Genomic DNA, 19136 nt, shown 5'->3' on the forward strand with positions numbered 1-19136 from the left:
CTCTCGGGTGGCCAGCCGGTCCGTCAGGATCTCGCGGGCGCGGGCGACGAGGGGGCTTTCGTCGGCCATGGCGCTCTGGACGAGCACCACGGGCTCCTCGGCGATGGCGTCGGTGACCGGGACGGCGGCGAGGGTCTGGCCGTCGTAGGTCGCGCCGCCGGGAGGGACGGCGTAGCTGATCCCGACGCCGGCGCCCGAGGCGGCGAGGCTGCGCATCAGCTCGAGCGCGCCGACCCGGTGGCGCACCTCGGGGCGCGCGCCGATGCGGCGGAACAGGCCGAGGACGTGGCGCACCGAGAGCGGCTCGTCGAACAGGATCAGCGGCCGGCCGGCGAGGTCGGCCAGCGTCAGCCCGGCGCGGCGGGCGAGGGGGTCGGACGCGGGCAGGAAGGCGCAGGGGCGGGCGCCGAAGAGGGGGGTGCGCGCGAAGCTGCCGTCGAGGCCGAGATCGTAGCTGAGGGCCAGCTCGACGCGCCCGTCGAGCACCTCGCGGGCGAGCTCTGCGAAGTTGGCCGTCCGGTGGCGGATCTCGACGCCGGGCAGGCCCTCGCGCAGGGCCGCGACGAGCGGGCAGAGGTGGAACGGGGCGAGGTCGTCGAACAGGCCGAGGGTCAGCCGCTCGGCGGGGGCGGGGCCGAGGCCGGAGGGGTCTTCGAGCCGCCGGGCGAGGGCGAGCATCCGCTCGATCTCGGCGAGGTAGGCCTCGCCGGTGGCGGTGAGCCGGACCGGCTGGCCGCGCCCCCGGTGGAACAGCCGCCGCCCGAGCCGCGCCTCGACCTGCGTGAGCGCCGTCGACAGGGAGGGCTGCGAGACATTCATCTGCTGCGCCGCCGCCGCGAGGCTGCCGGCGCGGGCGACGGCGGCGATGTACTCGTACTGGCGGAGCGTGAGGTATAGCATGGGCCAAATCTACTCTTCGCGAGGTATTATTGGAAGCTATGCCTGCGGCGGCGCTAGGCTCGCCGCCAAAGCTGCCACCGTAAGGAGACCGCCATGACGCATCCGCTGCTCACTCAAGGCCACATCGACGCCTACCAGCGCGACGGGGTCGTGCTCGTGAAGGGGCTGTTCGCCGACCATCTCGACACGCTGCGCGCCGGGATCGCGCGCAACATGGAGGAGCCGGGCGAGTATGCCGCCGAGAACCTGAAGGCGGGCGAAGGCGGGCGCTTCTTCGACGATTACTGCAACTGGCAGCGCATCCCCGAGTTCGAGCAGGTGATCCGCACCTCGCCCGCCGCCGCCGTCGCCGCCGACCTGATGGGCTCGGAGCGGGTGCAGCTGTTCCACGATCACGTGCTGGTCAAGGAGCCGGGCACGTCGAAGCCGACGCCGTGGCACCAGGACGGGCCCTATTACTTCGTCGAGGGCACGCAGACAGTGAGCTTCTGGTCGCCGCTCGACCCGGTGCGCGGCGCGTCGCTGCGCTGCGTGGCCGGTTCGCACCGCTGGGACAGGCCGGTGCTGCCGACGCGCTGGCTCGCCGAGACGAGCTTCTATCCCAACGAAGAGGATTACCGCCCCGTGCCCGATCCGGATGCCGAGGGGATGGACGTGCGCGAGTGGGAGATGGAGCCCGGCGACGCGGTGGCGTTCCACTACATGACCCTGCACGGCGCGCGCGGCAACGAGACCACCGCGCGCCGCCGGGCCTTCTCGCTGCGGCTGCTGGGCGACGACGCGCGCTACGTCGAGCGCCCGGGGCCGACCTCGCCGCCGTTCCCGGGGCACGGGATGGCGGCCGGGCAGGTGCTGCGGGAGGACTGGTTCCCGGTGATCCACGAGCGGTCGGCGCAGGTGGCGAAGGCGGGCTGACGGGCAGACCTCCTGGCCCTCTTGATGTCGGTGCGGACTTGCCCCAGTTTGGGGCATGGTGCCACCAGGTCGCACCGCCGCACGGGGGAGGGCCCGCCGATGACCGTCAAGATTTCCGTCTCCATCTCCGACCAGCAGGCCGCCTACGCCCGCCGGCAGGTGGCCGAGGGGCGCGCGGCGTCCACGAGCGCGGTGATCCAGCAGGCGCTGGAGGCGAAGCGGCAGGAGGACGAACTGTTCGAGGAGCAGCGCGCCGCCTTCCTCGCGATGATGCGCGAGCGGATGGACGGGCCGCACGTGCCGCTCGAGACGTTCCGCGGGATGGTCGACGACATGCTGGCGGACAAGCGGCGGCTCTATGGGCTGGACGACTGAGTTCGCGCCGGAGGCCGTCCGCGATCTCGACCGCCTGTTCGACCATCTCGCCGCGGCGCACATCGCCTTCGGGGAGACGCGCCCCGAGGCCGCGCGGCGGGCCGAGCGGAGCGTGAGCGCGATCCTGGCGAACCTGACCCGCATCGCCCGTGCGCCGCACATCGGGACGGTGCACGGGCTGGAGGGGGGCGCGGAGATCCGGCACGTGACGATCGAGCGGGCGATCTACTGGTTCACGCTCGATCCGGCGCGGGAGGCGGTGCGCATCGAGGGCATCTTCCACGGCGGGCAGGACCACCTCGCGCGGATGTTCCGCCGCATGGGCGCGGGCGGATAAGGGTTTCACAAACCCGAGCGGCATGGGAGACGTCTGGTGAAGGATCAGGACAGGAACGACATGATTGGCGATCGTCCGTTAACCGCCGAGGACGCGGCGGGGCTCGAGAACCTCTTCGGCTGCGTCTGCGATCTCAACGGCGTGCTGCGCGGCAAGCGCATCCCGGCGGAGCAGATCGACAACGTGCTCGCCGGCGCGGTGCGGATGCCGCTGTCGATCTGCGGGCTCGATATCTGGGGCGAGGACATCGAGGGCTCGGTGATGGTCTTCGAGACCGGCGACGCCGACGGGATCTGCGTCCCCACCGGGCGCGGCGTGCTGCCGATGACCTGGACGAGCAAGCCCACCGCGCTGGTGCCTTTGTGGATGATGGAGGAGGGCGGCGCGCCGTTCCTCGGCGATCCGCGCCGGGCGCTGGCCAACGTGGTGGAGCGATACGCCGCCAAGGGGCTGACGCCGGTCGTCGCCACCGAGCTGGAGTTCTACCTGTTCGATCCGGCCGACGATCTCCCCGCGCCGCCGCGCTCGCCCGTCACCGGCAAGCGGCTGATGTCGGACGGGGCGCTCTGCCTCGACGAGCTCGAGCATTTCGACGGCTTCCTCAACGACGTCTACGCCGCCTGCCGCAACCAGGGCATCCCCGCCGACAGCGCGATCTCGGAGAACGGCGCGGGGCAGTTCGAGGTCAACATGCGCCACGTCGCCGACCCGCTGCGCGCCGCCGACGACGCGCTGCTGTTCAAGCGGCTGGTGCGCGGCATCGCCCGCCAGCACGGCTTCGCGGCGACCTTCATGGCCAAGCCCTACGGCGACCGGGCCGGCTCGGGCTTCCACGTCCATTTCTCGCTGGAGGACCGCGACGGGGTGAACCTGTTCGACGACGGCGGCGCGAGGGGCACCGACATGATGCTGGCCGCCGTGGCCGGGCTGCTCGAGACGATCCAGGAGAACGCGCTCACCTTCGCGCCGCACGAGAACAGCTTCCGCCGGCTGCTGCCGGGGGCGCACGCGCCCTCCAACGTGGCCTGGGGCTACGAGAACCGCACCGCCGCGATCCGCATCCCCGGCGGCGACAGCCGCGCGCGGCGGATCGAGCACCGCGTCGCGGGGGCGGACGCCAATCCCTACCTCGTGCTCGCCTCCGTCCTCGGCGGCGCGCTGCTGGGCATCGAGCGCGACTGGCGGCCCCCCGAGCCGATCGAGGGCGACGCCTACAGCCTCGACCTGCCGCACCTGCCGCTCGACTGGGCGACCGCGATCCGCGCCTTCCAGCAGGGCAAGCTGGTGCCCGAGATCTACGCCCGGCGGCTGCAGCGGATGTTCGTGGAGGCCAAGAAGCAGGAACAGGCGCGCTTCAACCGCCACGTGACGGGGCTGGAATTCCACAGCTACCTGGAGATCGTCTGATGCGCGCCACCGTCTCCTATGCCGGCGACGGCAGCCACACCGGCTCCTACTACGCGGCTTCCGCCAATCCCGCGCCCGCGCGCCCGCCGCTGCAGGGCGAGCGCGCGGTGGAGGTCTGCGTCGTCGGCGCGGGCTATTCGGGCCTCTCCACCGCGCTGCACCTGGCCGAGAAGGGGCACGAGGTCACGGTCATCGAGGGGGCGCAGGTCGGCTGGGGCGCGTCGGGGCGCAATGGCGGGCAGATCGTCAACGGGCTGAACGCCTCGCTGCAGACCATCGCGCGCCGCTACGGCGAGGACACCGCGCGCTTCGTCGCCTCGCTGGTGCAGGAGGGCGGCGAGATCATCCGCGAGCGCGTCGCGCGCTACGGCATCGCCTGCGACCTCAAGCCCGGCAACATCTTCACCGCGCTGACCTCGGCGCACATGCGCGAGCTCGAGGCGCGCCAGCAGCTGTGGCAGGGCTACGGGATCGACAACCAGGTCCTGCTCGACCGGGACGCGCTGCGCGGGCACGTGCGCAGCGACCTCTATGCCGGCGGCCTGCTCGACACGACCGGCGGGCACATGCACCCGCTGAACCTCGCGCTCGGCGAGGCCGCCGCGCTCGAGAGCCACGGCGGGGTGATCCACGAGCACTCGCCCGTCGTGCGCGTCGACACCGAGGCCGCGCGGCCGCAGGTGCACACGGCGCAGGGCAGCGTCACCTGCGACCGGCTCGTGCTCTGCGGCAACGCCTATCTCGGCGGCGTCGTCCCCGAGCTGGCGCCGCGCGTGATGCCGGTCTCGACGCAGATGATGGCGACCGAGCCGCTGGACGAGGCGCTCGCCGCCGAGCTGCTGCCGCGCGACGAGTGTGTCGAGGATATCCGCTACATCCTCGACTATTACCGCCTGTCGGGCGACCGCCGGATGCTGTTCGGCGGCGGCACCGTCTATGGCGGCAGCGATCCGCGCGACATCAAGGCCAAGCTCAAGCGCAACATGGACAAGGTGTTTCCGCAGCTGAGGGACAAGCGGATCGACTACGCCTGGTCGGGCAACTTCGCGCTGTCGTTCAGCCGCGTGCCGCAGATGGGCCGGATCGGGGCGAACACCTACTTCGCGCACGGCTACTCGGGCCACGGCGTCACCGGCTCGCACACGTTCGGGCGCATCCTCGCCGAGGCGATCCACGGCGACACGAGCCGCTTCGACGTGTTCGCCGGCCTGCCGTGGATCCCGTTCCCCGGCGGCCGGGCGCTGCGGGTGCCCTATTCGGTGATGGGCAGCTGGTGGTACGGCCTGCGCGATCGGCTGGGCCTGTAGGCCGGCACAACCAAGGAGCCGCAGAGATGACGACCGGGGATCAGGCGTTTCGCCGCGAAGACCTGCTGGGCCGCTGGCCCGAGATGACCTACGGCGGCGCGCTCAGCTTCCTGCGCCGCCGCTACACGCGCCAGCTCGAGGGCGTCGACGTGGTGGTCTCGGGCGTGCCCTTCGACAGCGCGGTGACGAACCGCCCCGGCTGCCGCCTCGGGCCGCGCGCGATCCGGGAGGCGTCGACGCAGCTGGCCGAGCTGAAGGCGTTCCCGTTCGGCTTCGACCCCTTCGAGCACCTCGCGGTGACGGACTGGGGCGACTGCATGATCGACCCGCACCACCCCGCCGGCGTGGTGCCCTCCATCGAGGCCCACGCCGACGCGATCCTCGCCACCGGCGCGCGGATGCTGACGCTGGGGGGCGATCACTCGATCTCCTACCCCCTGCTCAGGGCCCACGCCCGCCACCACGGGCCGGTCGCGCTGGTGCAGTTCGACGCCCATTGCGACACCTGGGCCGACGACGGCGCGCAGCTCGATCACGGCACGATGTTCGCCCGCGCCGCCGCCGAGGGGATCGTCGACGTGGCCCGCTCGACGCAGGTGGGGCTCAGGACCTTCAACGACAGCGACCACGGCTTCGAGATCCTCACCGCGCCGTGGATCCACCGCCACGGCATCGACGCCGCGCTCGAGATCGTGCGGGCGCGGGCGGGGGAGGCGCCGGTCTACCTGTCGTTCGACATCGACGGGCTCGACCCGGCCTGCGCCCCCGGCACCGGCACGCCGGTGCCGGGCGGGCTGGCGAGCTGGCAGGGGCTGGAATTCGTGCGCGGGCTGGCCGGGCTGCGGCTCGTCGGCATGGATGTCGTCGAGGTCTCGCCGCCCTACGACCACGCCGAGGTCACCGCCATCGCCGCCGCCACCGTCGCCCACGACTGGCTCTGCCTGCTGGCCGAGGAGAAGGGGGCGCAGCGCAAGGCGGTGGGGCGGCTCTGAGCGGCGTCGATCCATCTTGAACAAGGCCGCCACTCCGACCAAGAGTGGCGCATGACCAAGCTCAGCAATTCCCTCGGCGCCGCCGACATCGCCACCGCCCTGCACCCCTACACCAACGCCCGCCGCCACGAGGAGGCCGGCCCGATGGTCATGCGCCGCGGCGACGGCGTGCGCGTCGAGGACGCGCAGGGCAAGACCTACATCGAGGCGCTGGCCGGGCTCTGGTCCGTCGCCGTCGGCTTCTCCGAGCCGCGCCTCGTCGAGGCCGCGCGCCGCCAGATGGAGGCGCTGCCCTACTACCACAGCTTCGCCCACAAGGCGCACGAGCCCGCGATCCGGCTCGGCGAGAAGCTGGTGGAGATGACGCCCGAGGGGCTCGACCGGGTGTTCTTCACCAATTCCGGCTCCGAGGCCAACGACACCGTCGTCAAGATGGTCTGGTACATGAACAACGCCCTCGGGCGGCCCGAAAAGAAGAAGTTCCTCGCCCGCACCAAGGGCTACCACGGCATCACCGTCGCCTCCGGCTCGCTGACCGGGCTGCCGGCCAACCACCGCGACTTCGACCTCCCCGTGATCCCGGTGACGCACCTGACCTGCCCGCACCATTACCGCTTCGGCCGGGACGGCGAGAGCGAGGCCGACTTCACCGCCCGCCTGCTCGCCGAGGCCGAGGAGGTGATCGAGCGCGAGGGCCCCGAGACCATCGCCGCCTTCATCGGCGAGCCGCTGATGGCCGCCGGGGGCGTCATGCCGCCGCCAGAGGGCTACTGGCCCGGGATCGAGGCGCTCTGCCGCAAGCACGACATCCTGCTGGTGTCCGACGAGGTGATCTGCGGCTTCGGCCGGCTCGGCTCGCCGTTCGGCTGCACCCACTACGGCTTCACGCCCGACATCATGGTGACGTCCAAACAGCTGACCTCGTCCTACATGCCGCTTGCGGCGGTCATCTTCAGCGAGAAGATCTACGACGCCATCGCCGACAACTCGGCGAAGATCGGCACCTTCGGCCACGGCTTCACCGGCTCGGGCCACCCCGTCGCCACCGCCGTTGGCCTGGAGAACCTCGCGATCATCGAGGAGCGCGACCTGATGGGCAACGCCGCCCGCATGGGCGCGCGGCTGCAGGAAGGGCTGCGGCGCTTCGCGGGGCACGAGCTCGTCGGCGAGGTGCGCGGCACCGGGCTGATCGCCGGGCTGGAGCTGGTGCGCGACAAGGCCACCCGCGAAAGCTTCGACCCCGTCGGCAAGGTCGGGACGCTGGCGTTCGAGATAGCGCACGAGGAGGGCATGGTGATCCGCAACGTCGGCGACACCCTCGCCCTCTGCCCGCCGCTGATCGTCACCGAGGCCGACGTCGACGAGATCGTCGCCCGCATGGGCCGGATCCTCGACCGGACGCTCGAGAAGGTGAAGGCCGGCGCGCTCGGCTGACGGCGCCGCGTCTGCGCAATCTGCGAGGATTTGTGCCCGCCGGCCCCTTGGCTGGCGGCGCGGGCTGGTATCAGATGGGCCTGCCGCAGACGGACTACAGGAGGACGACGTGCTGAAACCCTTCCTCATCGCCGCGACGCTCGCGCTCGCCCCCGCCGCGACGCTCGCCGAGGCCGACGGCCCCGACGCCTGGCGGGTGGTGAACGTCCCCGCGAACGACACGCTCAACATCCGCATGGGGCCTGGCACCGGCTACGCCGTCCTCGGCAAGCTCGCGCCCAACGCGCGCCATCTCGCGCGCGGGGCCTGCGTGCCGTTCGTGCCGAGGGACGTCCGCCTGGACGCCGCCGATCGCGAGGCGCTGCCCCCGCGCTGGTGCTTCGTCGACGGCGGCGCGGGCCGGCAGGGCTGGGTCTCGGCGCGCTACCTTGGGGAGGACGTCGCCGCCGGCGGCGCAGGCGGCGACACGGCCGGCGTCGGTGCGCCGTACGACATCGCGCTGCCGCTGGTGCGCAACCTGTTTCACAAGGCCGCCTTCCTCGACATCAACGACCCGGCGGCGATGCGGGCCTACTTCTCGTCCTATACCGTCCCCGGCCTCGCCAACCGCGGCGCGCACCCGATCCTCGATGCGCAGGACGCCGACCTCGCCAACGTCGCGGTGCGCTTCGCCGATCCGCCGGTGATCCAGGGGATGGCGACGGTCATCGTCACCTACGAGAATTTCGGCCAGCCCCGCCGGGCCGAGGTCCACCTCCGCCCCGATCCCGACCAGGGCGGCGCGATCCGCATCTTCCGGATCGTCCACGACAGCGGGGCGGTGGTCGAGTAGGCGCTAGCCGGCGGCCCCATCGGGGCGGAGCCGGTGGTGCCGCGCAGGACGAACTCGTTGACGATCTGGAAGCGGATCGGCTCGCGCGACATGCCGCCGTCGTACAGGCGGTTGTGCAAGAGCTGCACGATGCTGCGGCCGATGTCGTGGCCGTGGACGCGGATCGTGGTGAGGGAGGGGCGGATCTGGCGGGCGGCGCTGTAGTCGCCGAAGCCGACCGCGGAGACGTCGCGGGGGATCGACCAGCCGCGCGACATCAGCTCGGTGACGACGGTCAGCGCGAGCCCGTCGATGGCGCAGAAGAAGGCGGCGAGGCCGGGGCGGAGGGCCGGGTTTCCGTCGCCGGGCGCGACGTGCTGGTCCTGCAGCTGGGATGAGCGGCGCCGGCTCTCGGCGGGGCGTCAGCCGAGGCCGTCGCGGAAGTCGTTCAGCCCCGCGTCGACGGAGGACGGCGCGTCGATCCACGCCTGCAGTGCGCCGCCGGTGACCGGATCGCGGGCGGGGATCGGGAGCATCATGATCCGCTTGGCGGCCTCGCGTGCGGCGAGGTCGTCGATCAGGTCCTCGCGCATGTTGTCCCAGTCGCGCCCGTCGGGGTAGCCGCCGACCACCAGCACGTCGTCGGAGCCGCCCACCATCGCGTGCGACACGCCCGCCGGCATCACCACCACGTCGCCCGCCGAAAGCTCGACGCGGGTGCCGCCCGCGCCGAACAGCTCGAGCTCCATCCGGCCGACCGCGACGCCGAGGCATTCGTGGGTGGTCGAGTGGAAGTGGGCGTAGTCGTAGATGCCGGGGTATTCCCAGTTGTTGAGCCAGCCGTGGGCGCGGAACCTCTCGCGCACGGCGTCGGCGCCGCCGCCGGGAATGCCGGCGCGGTGGATCAGCAGGGGGAAGCGGCTGTTGGGCAGCCGCCCGGCGGGGCGGGAGGTGTATTCTTCGGGCATGGTTCAGCTCCCGGCGAGGCCGATCTGGCGCATGTGATGGAGGGACCGGCTGGCGAAGGCGCGCCAGTCGGCGGGGTTGTCGTGCTCGGCGACGATGTGCGTCGCCTGGGTCTTTTCCATCAGCGGCGCGAGCGCGGCCCAGTCGATGACGCCGTCGCCTGTGGCGCGCCAGCCGTCCTCGGTGTCCCGGCCCTCGGGGCCGGCGGTGTCCTTGAGCTGGATCGCGACGATCTGGTCGGCGTAGCGCGCGAGCTCCGCCGCCGGGTCGGCGCCGCCGCGCACGATCCAGCCGCAATCGATCTCGAACTTCACCGCCGGGTCGGCGCCGAGGATGTGGTCGATCGGTCGGGTGCCGTCGGGCAGCGCGCGGTACTCGAAATCGTGGTTGTGCCATGCGACGGTGAGCCCGTGCCGGCCCGCGGCCTCGGCGCCCCGGGCGAGGGTCTCGCCGATGCCGGCCCAGTAGCCGGCGCTGTCCTGGCGCTCTTCCTCGGGGACGAAGGGCGGGATCAGCACCTGCGCGCCGAGGGTCTGGGCGACCTCGACGAAGCGGTCGGGCGCGCGGGCGAGCCCGTCGAGCGGCATGTGGAAGCCGAAGCACTTGAGCCCGGCCTCGTCGAGGGCGCGGCGAAAGGCGGCGGGGTCGGCCTCGTAGGCCGGCAGCCAGGGCTCGATCGCGTCGTAGCCCATGGCGCGCAGCTCGGGGAGCTGGGCCTCGAGCGGCGGGAAGTTGCGCGAGGAATAGAGCTGGTAGGCGACGGGGTAGGTCATTCGGCGGCCTGCCCCTGCGGCTCCTTGTCGGCGTCGAACTCGAGCAGCTCGATCATCACGCCGAGATCCTTGACGGTGTCGTAATAGGCGTAGCGGCCGTGGCCGCCGTCGAACTCGCCGCGCTGCAGCAGCCGGTGGCCCTTCTCCTCGAGATAGGCGTTGCGGTTGGTGAGGTTGCGGGTGCGGAAGGCGATGTGGTGGCAGCCCGGGCCCTTCTCCTCGAGCAGGTCGCGCCAGGCGCTCTTCTCGGGGCCGGGCTGGAGGAATTCGACGTCGATGTTGCCGAACTCGAACATCCGGATGGTGCATCCGACACGGGCCGGCTGGCCGTCGTAGATCGCCTGGGCCTCGTCGGGATCGGCGGCGCGGCCCTCGGCGGGCATCGGCTTGCCGGTGAGGTCGGCGAACCAGCGGGCGGAGGCCTCGGCGTCGTGGGTGACGAAGCAGATCTGCATCACCTCGTCCTTGTCGAGCAGTCGGGAATCCATGGGCATCGTCCTGTCTGGGCGGCGGCACCGGGCGTGCACGATCCGTGCACCGGGCGGGCACCGCGGCGGGGTGGGAGAGAAAGGGGGCGGCCCGCAGGGAGGAACGGGCCGCCCGACACCGATCCGGGCGTGTCAGCCGAGGATCAGATCGTAGTTCGACGTCATCTGCTCGATCGCCTCGTCGGCGGTCATCGACGGGTCGGACCAGTAGTTGAACAGCACGTCCCAGAGCGAGGACTGCCAGTCGGCGTCGACCTGGCTGTGCGGGTTGGCGACCTGGTGCTCGGCGTCCTCGAGGATCGCCAGCACCTCCTGGCTGCAGGCGTCGATGTCGCCGGTGGCGTCGAGCCGCACCGGGGTCGAGCCCTTGGCGGCGGCGAAGCGCGCCTGCACCGCCGGGTCGAGCACGGTGGCGGCGAAGTCGAGCTCGGCCTGGTCCATGGTCTCGGACTGGTCGCCGAGCAGGCCCCAGCTGTCCACGGTCACCGACACCGCCTCGGCGCCGGGGATCTGGATGCAGCCGAAATCCTCGCCCGCGACCTTGCCGGCGGCGAGCCATTCGCCCTTCATCCAGTCGCCGTGGATCTGCATCAGCGCGTCGCCGGTGATCACCATGTTGGTGGTGACGTTCCAGTCGCGGTTCACCGCGCCCTCGTCGGCGGCCTCCTGAAAGCGGCGCAGCCAGTCGAGAAGCTCGCGCATCTCGGCGCTGTCGATCACCGCCGGATCGACCTCGCCGCCGTAGATGGCGTTGAAGAAGTCCGGGCCGGCGACCGCCGCGGCGAGCGCGTGGGTGAGGTAGCCGATCTGCCATTGCTGGGCGCCGATGGCGAGCGGCACCTTGCCGGCCTCGCGCACCGCGTCGAACGAGGCGAACATGTCCTCGAGCGAGGTCCAGCTCGTCGGGTCGACCCCGACCTCCTCGGCGACGTCCATGTTGTAGTAGACCATGCCGTCGATGTGGATCGCGGTCGGCACCTTCATGATCTCGCCGTCGACGGTGATCGAGGACAGCACCGAGGCCGGCAGGTGCTCGGGATAGCCGTTCGCCTCGTACCAGTCGGTCAGCGGCCGGGCCAGGCCCATGTCGGCGAGGTCGCGATAGAAGCCGGGGCTCGACTCGAGGAACACGTTGGGCGGGTTGCCCCCGGTGACCAGGTTCAGCAGGCTGACGTTGGAGCCGGTGTCGTGCGGGATGGCGATGTCGGTCCAGGCATGGCCCTTGGACTCGAAATCCTCCTTCAGGATGTTGAGCGCCGCCACTTCCGGGCCCGAGGACCAGTTGTGAAAGACGATGACGTCCTCGGCGGCCACCCCGGTCGCGGCGGTGCCGGACAGAAGGGCCAGGATGGCGCCGCTCTTGCGGATCGCGATAGGCATCAGTTTCTCCTCCTCTGATGATCTCACAGACGCTCGCCCGAGGCGGCGTCGAACAGGTTGGCCTTGCCGCGCGGAAAGCCGACGCGGACGGTCTCGCCGGCGCGCAGGCGGGCGGCGTGGCCGGGCTCGACGCGCAGGGCCAGCAGGCCGTCGTCGAACTTCAGGTAGCCGGTGGCGTCGGAGCCGGTGCGCTCGGTGTGCTGCAGCGGCAAGTCCAGCGTCGCGGCGGCGGCGTCGAGCGGCGCGCCGGGCGGGGCGAAGTGCTCGGGGCGCATCCCGACGACGATCGGCCGGCCCTCCTCGGGGGTGGCGCGAAAGCGGTAATCGTCGAGCGCGATGGTCTGGCCGCCGTCGAAGACCCCGGCGACGCGGCCGTCGCGCTTGGTCACCCGGGCGGCCTTGAGGTTCATCGCCGGGGCGCCGATGAAGCTCGCGACGAACAGGTTGGCGGGGGTCTCGTAGATCTCGTCGGGCGTGCCGAATTGCTGGATCACCCCGCCGTTCATCACCGCGATCTTGGTCGCCATCGTCATCGCCTCGATCTGGTCATGGGTGACGTAGACGACCGTGGGGTTGAGCTCGTCGTGCAGCCGCTTGATCTCGAGCCGCATCTCGGTGCGCAGCTTGGCGTCGAGGTTGGAGAGCGGCTCGTCGAAGAGCAGCACGTCGGCGTGCTTGACCAGCGCCCGGCCGATCGCGACGCGCTGGCGCTGGCCGCCCGAGAGCTGGCTCGGCCGGCGGTCCATCAGCGGCTCGATCTGCAGCACCTGCGCCGCCCACTCGACCCGCCGCCGGACCTCCTCGCGCGGCAGCTTCGCCGCCGACAGCCCGAACTTGAGGTTCCCGCGCACCGTCTTGGTCGGGTAGAGCGCGTAGGACTGGAACACCATCGCCAGCCCCCGGTCCTTCGGGTCGAGGTCGGTGACGTCGCGCTCGCCGATCATGATCCGCCCGTCGGTGACGTCGGTGAGGCCGGCGAGCATGTTGAGCAGGGTGGTCTTGCCGCAGCCCGACGGGCCGAGCAGCACCAGGAAGTCGCCGTCGTCGACCGAGAGGTTGAGGTCGTCGAGCACGGTGACCGCGCCGTAGGCCTTGACGATGTGTTCGAAGTGGACGCTGGGCATGGTCGTTATCCCTTGATGGCGCCGGCGGTGATGCCGGCGACGAAGAATTTTCCGACGAGGAAGTAGACGACGAGCGGCGGGATCGCGGTCAGCAGCGCGGCGGCCATGTCGACGTTGTAGGAGGCGGTGCCGGTGGAGACGGTCACCATGTTGGCGAGGTTCACCGTCATCGGCTGGGTGTTGTAGCCGCCGAAGGTCACGCCGATCAGGTAGTCGTTCCAGACGTTGGTGATCTGCAGGATCAGCACCACAATCAGGATGTTGCCCGACATTGGCAGGATGATCTCGCCGAAGATCCGCCAGAAGCTGCCGGAGTCCATGATCGCGGCGTTCATGATCTCGGCGGGGATGTCCTTGTAGTAATTGCGGAAGATCAGCGTCAGCACCGGCATCGACATCACCGCGTGGACCACCGCGACGCCGAGGATGGTGCCGTAGACCCCCATCGAGCGGGTGATCGCGATCAGCGGGAACATGATGATCTGCAGCGGCACGAAGGCGCAGAGGAACAGCAGGAAGAGGAAGGTGCCGGCCCACTTCACCTCCCACAGCGCCAGCGCGTAGCCGGTGACCATGGCGAGGCTGATCGACAGGATCAGCGACGGCACTAGGATGCGCACCGAGTTCCAGAAGCCGACCTTCAGTCCCTCGCAGGTGATGCCGGAGCAGGCCTCGTTCCAGGCGAAGCGCCAGGCCTCGAGGGTCCAGGTGTCGGGCAGCGCGAAGATCTGGCCCTGCCGGATCTCCTCCATCGTCTTCAGCGAGGTGGTGAGCACCACGTAGAGCGGGACGCAGAAGAACAGCGCGCACATGGTCAGGAAGACCAGCACCGCGAGCGAGCGGCCGTTCAGGCCCCGGTGGCGGCGGCGGGTGCGGGCGGCGGGGCGGCGACGCTTGAGCGCGGTGGCGCCGGCAGCGGCCTCGGTGACGGTGAGATCGGTCATTGCGCGGCCCTCCGGCGGTTCTGCCACGCCGTCAGCAGCACCAGCGGCAGGAACACGGCGAGGGTGATCAGCAGCATCATCACCGCCGCGGCCGAGGCGTAGCCGAGATTCTGCTTCTGGCTCAGGGCGTTGATGACGAAGTAGGCGGGCACCCAGGTGGACTGACCGGGACCGCCGTTGGTCATGGCGAGGACGATGTCGTAGGCCTTGATGACGCCGAGCGAGAGCAGGATCGCGCAGGTCAGGAAGGTGAACTTCATCATCGGGATGATGATCTCGATGTAGAGCCGCCAGAGGCTCACCCCGTCGAGGCGGGCGGCGGACCAGATCTCGGAGTTGATCGACTTCAGCCCGGCGATCATCAGCGCCATGTAGAAGCCCGAGCTCTGCCAGATCGAGGCGAGGATGATCGCGTACATCGCGGTGTCGCCCTGGGCGAGCCAGTTGAAGTCGACGTTCTCGAAGCCGATCCGGTGCAGCGTCGCCTCGAGCCCCATCGTCGGGTTCAGGATCCAGCGCCAGGCGACGCCGGTGACGATCAGCGACACGGCGAGCGGGTAGAGGAACACGGTGCGGAAGAAGCTCTCGCCGCGCTTCTCGCGGTCGATCATCGCGGCGAGGACGAAGCCGAAGACGATGGCGAGCCCCGAGCCGACGCCGAGGGTGATGAGGTTCCACAGCGCCGTCGACCAGCCCGCGTCCTGGGCCAGGCGGGCGTATTGGCGGCCCCACTCGCTCCAGTCGATGGCGTAGTCGGGCACCCGGCGCGAGCGGGTGAACGACAGGTAGATGGTCCAGAAGATCGACCCGATGAAGGCCACCAACGTCACCGCCAGGGCGGGCGTCAGCGCGATCTGCGGGGCAATCCGCGTCCAGCGGATGCTCATCGTTTTTCCTCCTCCCGAAGCGCCCTCCCCAGGCGCTTCCTCCGGTCGCCGGCCGCCGCCGGGAGCGGCTTGTGCTGGCGTGTATTAACGTTAATACTGACCAGAGCGACCGCAGGCGTCAAGACACTTTGAACATGACCGCCGGGGATGGCGGGGGAGAGGGGAGAGAAACCATGGAACTGCAACGGGATGCGCAGCCGGAGATCATGCCGGGGCTGGGCTTCGGCACCTACGGGCGGCAGGGCGAGGACGGGATCTCGGCGATCCTCTGCGCCCTCGAGACCGGCTACCGCCACCTCGACACCGCGCAGGATTACGACACCGAGGCCGAGGTCGGCGAAGCGATTCGCCGCGCGGGGCTGCCGCGCGAGGCGCTGTTCGTGACGACCAAGGTCCGCCCGGCGAACTTCGGCCCCGGCGATCTCGTGCCGTCCGTCGCGCGCAGCCTCGAGACGATGGGCCTCGATCGCGCCGACCTGGTGCTGATCCACTGGCCGGCCCCGAACGGCGAGCGGCCGCTGTCGGACTACATCCCCCAGCTCGCCGAGGCCCGCGCGCAGGGGCTGACGCGGCATGTGGGCGTGTCGAACTTCCCCGTCGCGCTGCTGACGGAGGCCCGCGCGCTGCTCGGCGACGTGCCGATCCTGACCAACCAGGTCGAGCTCAACCCGTGGTTCCGCAACCGCACGCTCGCCGACCACTGCATGGGCGCGGGCATCCGCGTCACCTGCTACCAGCCGATCGCGCAGGGGCGGCTCGGCGGCGATCCGGTCATCGCCCGCATCGCCGCCCGCCACGGCGCGACGCCCGAGCAGGTCGCGCTGGCCTGGGAGCTGGCGCAGGGCTACGCCGCGATCCCCACCTCCTCGCGCCCCGAGCACATCCGCGGCAACTGGCAGGCGCAGCAGCTCGACCTGTCGCCCGGGGAGCTCGCCGAGATCGACGCTCTCAACCGCGGCCGGCGCTCGATCGATCCCGACTGGGGGCCGGCATGGGATTGACCGGCCCGCGCACCGGCGCGAAACAGCTCGCGCAGCCTGACGAGGACATGCCGTGGCCACCCTGAAGGACATCGCCGCCCGCACCGGCCTCTCGGTCAACACCGTGTCGCTGGCGCTGCGCGGCAGCCGCCGGATCTCCAGCGACACCCGCCGGAAGGTCGAGGACGCCGCCGGCGCGCTCGACTACACCCCCAACCACGCCGCCAAGTCGCTGATCTCGCGGCGCACCATGACCATCGGGCTGCTGCTCACCGACGTCACCAGCCCGGTCCTGACCCAGGTGGCGCGCTCGGTCGAGCTGACGCTGAAGAAGCACGGCTACGTCACCCTCCTCGCCGCCTCCAACGGCGACCAGGAGGAGGAGAGCCGCGCGCTCGCGACGTTCCGGGCGCGGCAGGTGGACGGGATGCTCGTCTATCCCAACAGCCACGACGCGCTCGACGAGGTGGCGCGGCTGCGCGACGCCGGCACCCCCGTCGTGCTGCTGGCGGGGCCGGACGACACGCCGCTCGACCTCGTGTGCATCGACGAGCGCCACGGCGCCGAGGCCGCGGTGCGCCACCTGATCGAGATCGGCCACCGCCGGATCGGGCTGATGTCGAGCACCGAGATGCACGGCAACCGCCAGAAGCAGCAGGGCTACGCCGACGCCCTCGCCGCCGCCGGGATCGCCTACGACGACGCCCTCGTCGTCGATCCGCTCGGCAACAGCGCCAGCCACGGCTTCGAGGCCGTCGCCAGGCTCATGGCGCGGCCGGGGCCGAAGCCGACGGCGCTGTTCGTCGACAACGACCCGCTCGCCATCGGAGCGTTGCGCTGGTGCCAGCTCAACGGCGTCGCGGTGCCCGACGACCTCGCGCTCGTCGGGTTCGACAACGTCGAGGCCGGCGCCTTCGCCGCGATCCCGCTGACGACGGTGGACTATCCCGTCGACCAGGTCGCCGAGATCGCCGTGCAGCGCCTCGTGCGCCGCATCGAGAACGAGGCCACGCCCGACGACGACACCCCCGTCCGCATCCGCCCCCACCTCGTCGTCCGCCAGAGCACCGCCGCCCGGACCTGATCGGCGACGATCCCGACTGCCAAAGGCGCTCCATCCGAGGCACCACATGACCATCACCCTTCAAAACGACATCATCCTGCTGGAGGTGGATCCGGCCTTCGGCGCGCGGGTGACATCCCTTCGCGATCTGCGCACGGGCCGGGAATGGCTGGTGCAGGGGCCGGCCGTCGGCGATGTGTCCGACGCGGCGAGCTACCGTGGGGCGGAAGCGCGGGGCTGGGACGAGTGCTTCCCGACGGTCGCGCCCTGCACGCACCCGGTCCGAGGCCGGTTGCGGGACCACGGCGACCTCTGGGGTCGGCCGTGGAGCGCGCGCGGCGAGGGCTGGCTGGGCTACGACGGCGACGGCTACAGCTTCGACCGGCGGCTGACGCTGTCGGGCGACCGCGTGCTTGCCGACTACGCCGTCACCAACACGGCCGAGGTGCCGCTGGACTGGATGTGGAGCCAGCATTGCCTGCTGGATGCGCGACCCGGCGATCGGCTGGCGCTGGAGGGGATCGGACCGTTGCAGCGGACGGACGTGCCGACCCGCGTCGCCCGCGACGGGACGGTGCTCAAGACATACGGGCCGGTCGAGGGCCCGGCGGCGGCGACGCTCGCGGGTCCGGAGGGCAGCATCCGGTTCGAATGGCACGGCGATCAGATCGGGCATTTCGGCCTCTGGCTCGATTTCGGCGGCTGGCCGGAGGAGGACCCGGTTCACCAGCTCGCGCTGGAGCCGACCACCGCCCCCGCCGATCACCTCATCGCGGCCGGGGACGACACCGAGACCCTGACGCCGGGGGCGACCCGGCGCTGGCGCGTCGCCATCCGGCTTGCTGCGGGCGCGCGAAACGCGCCTTGATCCGGGGCGCCAGTTTTTCGCTGACCGGCGGGCAGCTTGATGAAGCCCCGGGCACGGGACGGCCAACGAGCCGGTTGCATCCGGCGCCGTCGACGCCGACAAGTCCAGCACCGACATCAGCTCGCGGGAGGCAGGAGAGACGGCATGACCGACCTGACCATGTTCGACCTGACCGGCAAGACCGCCCTCGTCACCGGCGCCAAGCGCGGCATCGGCCGGAGCATGGCCGAGGCGCTGGCGGGCGCGGGCGCCGATATCGTCGGCGTCAGCGCGACGCTTGAGGAGGAGGGCAGCGCCGTGGGGCAGGCGGTCGAAGCCCTCGGCCGGTCCTTCCGCGGCTATGCCTGCGACTTCTCCGACCGCGCCGCCCTCGGCGCCTTCATCGCCCGGCTCGAGGCCGACGGCATCGTCCCCGACATCCTCGTCAACAACGCCGGCACCATCCGCCGCAAGCCGGCGGCCGAGCACGAGGACGCGCTCTGGGACGAGGTGATCGAGACCAACCTCTCCGCCCAGTTCGTCCTCAGCCGCGAGATCGGCCGGCAGATGGTGGCGCGCGGGTCGGGCAAGATCATCTTCACCGCTTCGCTGCTGACCTTCCAGGGCGGGATCACCGTGCCCGGCTACGCCGCCTCCAAGGGCGGCATCGGCCAGCTGACCAAGGCGCTGGCCAACGAGTGGGCGGGCAAGGGCGTCAACGTCAATGCCATCGCGCCGGGCTACGTCGCCACCGACAACACCCGGGCCCTGCAGGACGATCCCGCGCGGTCGCGGTCGATCCTCGAGCGCATCCCCGCCGGCCGCTGGGGCAGGCCCGCAGACTTCGCGGGCCCCGCGATCTTCCTCGCCTCCGCCGCCTCGGACTACGTGAACGGCGAGATCCTCGTCGTCGACGGCGGCTGGATGGGCCGCTGACGACGCGGCGTGCCGGCGGCTTTCCGGCAGCCTCGCGCTGGTCCCCCGCGGCGGCCCGGGCGCAATCCTGCCCGACACACGGAGCGCCAGCTCTTCCACCGGCAGGGACCATTGTCGCCACTACAGCGGCGATCGCGGTAGCCGGTGAAGGCGATGCCGCTGAGCAACCCCAACCCCGCCGCCTATGAAATCGTCCTCGCCAGGCAAGAGAGCTGGCGAAGCCTCGCAGGCACCATGGCTGCAGCAGGCAATTTGGCCGGGGTTCTTCCG

21 protein-coding genes are annotated in these 19136 nt (G+C 71.0%); 12 read left to right on the forward strand and 9 right to left on the reverse strand.

Features of this window, described 5'->3' with window-relative positions:
• Positions 1-900: LysR family transcriptional regulator (locus OG2516_RS17970; protein WP_007257246.1), on the reverse strand; the 900-nt coding region annotated here is incomplete at its 3' end.
• Positions 901-993: 93 nt separating this feature from the next.
• On the opposite strand from OG2516_RS17970, the gene OG2516_RS17975 reads away from it, so the two are divergent.
• The 8 genes from OG2516_RS17975 (at position 994) to OG2516_RS20105 (ending at position 8499) form a co-directional block, all read left to right on the forward strand.
• Positions 994-1815, forward strand: a complete 822-nt coding sequence (locus tag OG2516_RS17975; protein ID WP_007257247.1) for a phytanoyl-CoA dioxygenase family protein — start codon at positions 994-996, stop codon at positions 1813-1815.
• A gap of 99 nt (positions 1816-1914) precedes the next feature.
• Positions 1915-2190 carry a ribbon-helix-helix domain-containing protein gene (locus OG2516_RS17980; protein WP_007257248.1) on the forward strand — a complete coding sequence of 92 codons (276 nt, stop codon included), beginning with the start codon at positions 1915-1917 and terminating at the stop codon, positions 2188-2190.
• Entirely contained in the window at positions 2174-2527 is a 354-nt protein-coding gene (locus tag OG2516_RS17985; RefSeq protein ID WP_007257249.1) for a type II toxin-antitoxin system RelE/ParE family toxin, read from the forward strand. The genes OG2516_RS17980 and OG2516_RS17985 overlap by 17 nt, the downstream gene beginning before the upstream one ends.
• Positions 2528-2587: 60 nt before the next feature.
• Positions 2588-3934 carry a glutamine synthetase family protein gene (locus tag OG2516_RS17990; RefSeq protein WP_007257250.1) on the forward strand — a complete coding sequence of 449 codons (1347 nt, stop codon included), beginning with the start codon at positions 2588-2590 and terminating at the stop codon, positions 3932-3934.
• Positions 3934-5241, forward strand: coding sequence for an NAD(P)/FAD-dependent oxidoreductase (locus OG2516_RS17995; RefSeq protein WP_007257251.1), 1308 nt, complete (start codon positions 3934-3936; stop codon positions 5239-5241). The genes OG2516_RS17990 and OG2516_RS17995 overlap by 1 nt, the downstream gene beginning before the upstream one ends.
• Positions 5242-5267: 26 nt before the next feature.
• The gene (gene speB, locus OG2516_RS18000) at positions 5268-6233 is read left to right on the forward strand and encodes an agmatinase (RefSeq protein ID WP_007257252.1); all 966 of its coding nucleotides are present in this window, start codon (positions 5268-5270) and stop codon (positions 6231-6233) included.
• Positions 6234-6284: 51 nt separating this feature from the next.
• Positions 6285-7667, forward strand: a complete 1383-nt coding sequence (locus tag OG2516_RS18005) for an aspartate aminotransferase family protein (RefSeq protein WP_007257253.1) — start codon at positions 6285-6287, stop codon at positions 7665-7667.
• 109 nt (positions 7668-7776) lie between these two features.
• Positions 7777-8499 (forward strand): SH3 domain-containing protein, encoded by a 723-nt coding sequence (locus OG2516_RS20105; RefSeq protein ID WP_007257254.1) that lies wholly within the window; start codon positions 7777-7779, stop codon positions 8497-8499.
• Here OG2516_RS20105 and OG2516_RS19810 read toward each other — a convergent pair.
• From OG2516_RS19810 to OG2516_RS18045, 8 genes are all read right to left on the reverse strand, one after another.
• Positions 8382-8867, reverse strand: a complete 486-nt coding sequence (locus OG2516_RS19810) for a substrate-binding domain-containing protein (RefSeq protein ID WP_083788649.1) — start codon at positions 8865-8867, stop codon at positions 8382-8384. The genes OG2516_RS20105 and OG2516_RS19810 overlap by 118 nt on opposite strands.
• 33 nt (positions 8868-8900) lie before the next feature.
• Positions 8901-9446, reverse strand: a complete 546-nt coding sequence (locus OG2516_RS18015) for a cupin domain-containing protein (protein WP_007257256.1) — start codon at positions 9444-9446, stop codon at positions 8901-8903.
• Positions 9447-9449: 3 nt separating this feature from the next.
• The gene (locus tag OG2516_RS18020) at positions 9450-10217 is read right to left on the reverse strand and encodes a sugar phosphate isomerase/epimerase family protein (RefSeq protein WP_007257257.1); all 768 of its coding nucleotides are present in this window, start codon (positions 10215-10217) and stop codon (positions 9450-9452) included.
• Positions 10214-10705: a VOC family protein gene (locus tag OG2516_RS18025; protein WP_007257258.1), complete on the reverse strand. Its 492-nt coding sequence runs from the start codon at positions 10703-10705 to the stop codon at positions 10214-10216. Before OG2516_RS18025 ends, OG2516_RS18020 begins: the two co-directional genes overlap by 4 nt.
• A 132-nt stretch (positions 10706-10837) precedes the next feature.
• On the reverse strand, positions 10838-12085 hold the full coding sequence (locus OG2516_RS18030; RefSeq protein ID WP_007257259.1) for an ABC transporter substrate-binding protein: 1248 nt from the start codon (positions 12083-12085) through the stop codon (positions 10838-10840).
• Between the two features lie 23 nt (positions 12086-12108).
• Positions 12109-13209 (reverse strand): ABC transporter ATP-binding protein, encoded by a 1101-nt coding sequence (locus tag OG2516_RS18035; RefSeq protein ID WP_007257260.1) that lies wholly within the window; start codon positions 13207-13209, stop codon positions 12109-12111.
• Positions 13210-13214: 5 nt separating this feature from the next.
• Positions 13215-14153 (reverse strand): carbohydrate ABC transporter permease, encoded by a 939-nt coding sequence (locus tag OG2516_RS18040; RefSeq protein ID WP_007257261.1) that lies wholly within the window; start codon positions 14151-14153, stop codon positions 13215-13217.
• Complete coding sequence (locus OG2516_RS18045) at positions 14150-15040, reverse strand: carbohydrate ABC transporter permease (RefSeq protein WP_007257262.1); 891 nt, start codon at positions 15038-15040, stop codon at positions 14150-14152. Before OG2516_RS18045 ends, OG2516_RS18040 begins: the two co-directional genes overlap by 4 nt.
• A gap of 173 nt (positions 15041-15213) precedes the next feature.
• Between OG2516_RS18045 and OG2516_RS18050 the strand changes: the two genes are divergently transcribed.
• The 4 genes from OG2516_RS18050 to OG2516_RS18065 all read left to right on the forward strand — a co-directional run bounded on the left by OG2516_RS18050 (position 15214) and on the right by OG2516_RS18065 (position 18866).
• The gene (locus tag OG2516_RS18050) at positions 15214-16041 is read left to right on the forward strand and encodes an aldo/keto reductase (protein WP_007257263.1); all 828 of its coding nucleotides are present in this window, start codon (positions 15214-15216) and stop codon (positions 16039-16041) included.
• Positions 16042-16093: 52 nt separating this feature from the next.
• Complete coding sequence (locus OG2516_RS18055) at positions 16094-17104, forward strand: LacI family DNA-binding transcriptional regulator (protein ID WP_007257264.1); 1011 nt, start codon at positions 16094-16096, stop codon at positions 17102-17104.
• 46 nt (positions 17105-17150) lie between these two features.
• The gene (locus OG2516_RS18060; protein ID WP_007257265.1) at positions 17151-17951 is read left to right on the forward strand and encodes an aldose epimerase family protein; all 801 of its coding nucleotides are present in this window, start codon (positions 17151-17153) and stop codon (positions 17949-17951) included.
• 144 nt (positions 17952-18095) lie between these two features.
• Entirely contained in the window at positions 18096-18866 is a 771-nt protein-coding gene (locus OG2516_RS18065) for an SDR family oxidoreductase (RefSeq protein ID WP_007257266.1), read from the forward strand.
• The last annotated feature ends 270 nt before the right edge of the window (positions 18867-19136 follow it).

The organism is Oceanicola granulosus HTCC2516 (assembly GCF_000153305.1).
Taxonomy (GTDB): Bacteria; Pseudomonadota; Alphaproteobacteria; order Rhodobacterales; family Rhodobacteraceae; genus Oceanicola; species Oceanicola granulosus.